Raw genomic sequence first — 2611 nt, 5'->3', positions numbered from 1 at the left:
TGCCGGAATAGACGGTCAAAAAGCTTTAACCAATAAGCAGAGACTCGCCTAGTAGCCAGCCTGAAAATTTATAAGAAGCCTCAGGCAACCAGAAGGGTTTGGATTCCTAAACCTGGACGGAAGGAAAAACGGCCTCTCGGGATACCAACCATCTACGACCGCGCCCTCCAAGCCCTCGCCAAACAAGCCCTTGAACCGGAATGGGAAGCGAGATTTGAACCAAACTCTTATGGGTTCAGACCAGGACGGTCATGTCATGATGCCATCGAAGCAATATTCACAGGTATTAATCATAAACCTAAATGGGTTCTTGACGCCGATATCGCAAAGTGCTTTGATAAAATCAATCATGATGCTCTTCTTATAAAACTGAATACTTTTCCATCCATGAGACGATTAATCAAAAATTGGTTAAAAGCAGGCGTGATGGATAAGGGTACATTCTCTCCTACAAAAGAAGGCACTCCCCAAGGTGGCATCATATCTCCACTTTTGGCGAACATAGCCCTCCACGGAATGGAAGAACACATTAAGAAATATGCCGAGACAATAAAAATAAAAGGGAGGGCAAAAAGTCAAAAAAGACAAGGCATGAATCTTATAAGATATGCAGATGATTTTGTCATCATGCACGAAAACCAGGAAGTGGTAGAAGAATGTCTTCGAATCATCAGTGAATGGCTAAAAGACATAGGCTTGGAGCTGAAACCAAGCAAGACTAGGTTGGTACACACATACGATGGATTCAATTTTCTGGGATTCAACATCCGACAATATAAAGTCGGGAAGTATCAATCGAAGCAAGGTTTCAAAACCATCATCAAACCATCTCAAAAGAATGTCTTGGAGTATTATGAGCGACTTTCTAAGGTAATAGACAACCATAAAGCCGCTCCACAAGAAGCCTTAATCAGGCATCTCAAACCCATTATAAGAGGATGGTGTAACTACAATAGGTCAGTATGTAGTAAGGAAACTTACAAAAAGCTAGACTACCTACTCTGGAACAAACTTCAAAGATGGGGATACAGGAGACATCCCAAAAAATCAAAATCCTGGGTGAATAAGAAATATTGGGGTACAAAGGTAGAAAAACCGAAGAAACCTTGGGAAGCCCCGATAACGGACAACTGGATATTCATGACCGACGAGGAGAATTACCTCCAGAAACATGCCAAGACTGAAATAGTCAGGCATACCAAAGTCAAAGGAATCCGAAGTCCATTCGACGGTGACCTAATATATTGGAGTAACCGAATGGGAAAACATCCCGAGATGTCTAGCCAAAAGGGAAGACTTTTGAAACGACAAAAAGGAAAATGTACCCATTGTGGACTCACATTCAGGGATGGAGATTTAATTGAAAAGCACCATATAATACCACGCGCACTCGGTGGAAGCAATCTAGACAAGAATCTGAAATTGTTACACCTACATTGCCACGATGAAAAACACGGAAAGAAAATCAACTCTAATGAGTTAGATAACAATCCGTTAATGAGGTACCAATGACAATGGTTCCTATGATGAGGAGCCGGATGAAGGGAAACTTTCACGTCCGGTTTTGAAGACGAGTCGATGAGGCGACTCACCGGCTTAGTTTAATGAAATATTACTAGGAAAGTAGCCAAACAGTTAGGTCTCGATCTAACCAAGATGGGTAGGGGAGCTTTGACACTCCCACATCGTTATGACATTTTTAACTATTGGGTAGGTCAGAGGGATTACTCCCTCTTCGCCCCCTAAGCACCGTGCGAACAAGTCTCCAAGTACACGGCGCAACCAACTCCGAAACGACACGTTATTTTGTGCAACTCTTTTCCTTATTACCCGGTTTTGTACCTTTTGGTTTTTGTATCCGGTTTTTAGGAGGGGTTTTTATCCCGAAATACAGTCTTGTCTGTATTTCGGGTTTAGTTGCCCCCAAGGCATGGATGGTTCGATGGCATTCCTCATGGACGTATACTAGATTGTTGTATTTGTCTTGTCCCCCATGTTCCTTAGGAACAATGTGGTGTAGATGTACCCTATCGTAGTCCCCTAGTTGTTGTCGACAATATGGACATTTGTATTTTTGCCTTAGGGCTATTTTGTTCCTGCCTTTTGGCAGTCTACCTTCAGCCGTTTTCTTACTTTGCCTTTCTTTCCTCTTTCTCCAGTATTCTTGTAGATTTGGATTGTCTGGCGAGTAATCATAGGTGACTAATGTGTGTCTAGTTATCTTCGTCCATGGTGCTTTATCCAGGTATTGTTCTTTACTTCCAAAGACCTGTTTGTCTTCTCTTCCGGGACAGAAACATCCGAAGTGTTTTTCTTTTATCCACTTCCAGTCTTTTTTTGGGTATCTCCTCTTGCACCATCTTACTAGCTTCCATGAGATGTAATCATTTAGTTTATTAAATGTTTCCTTCGCTACTACTCCGTTATGGTAGTTTGTCCAACCTCTTATGATTGGTTGTAACTTCCATATGAGCTGCTGAACGGATGCTCCTTTTAGCTTAGCGAATTCCCATTTTATCTTCTTCTTGATTCCCTTTAAGCTTTTATTTGATGGTTTTATTAGAGTTATATACCCCTTTTTCCTAGTTGTGGTTTTATACTTCCGAAAATT

The 2611-nt window shown here is 41.6% G+C and carries 1 protein-coding gene and 1 pseudogene; one reads left to right on the top strand and one right to left on the bottom strand.

The window, feature by feature from the left end; all coding sequences use genetic code 11:
• A pseudogene (gene ltrA / locus F6K53_RS36945) lies at positions 1-1512 on the top strand (group II intron reverse transcriptase/maturase); the annotation flags it as partial.
• A gap of 289 nt (positions 1513-1801) precedes the next feature.
• Here ltrA and F6K53_RS36940 read toward each other — a convergent pair.
• A partial coding sequence (locus F6K53_RS36940; protein ID WP_293084509.1) for a group II intron maturase-specific domain-containing protein occupies positions 1802-2611 on the bottom strand: 810 nt, incomplete at its 5' end.

Origin of the sequence: Moorena sp. SIO4A1, assembly GCF_010672065.1 — a bacterium.
Classification (GTDB): domain Bacteria; phylum Cyanobacteriota; class Cyanobacteriia; order Cyanobacteriales; family Coleofasciculaceae; genus Moorena.
This window is presented reverse-complemented; position numbering and strand designations above follow the sequence as displayed.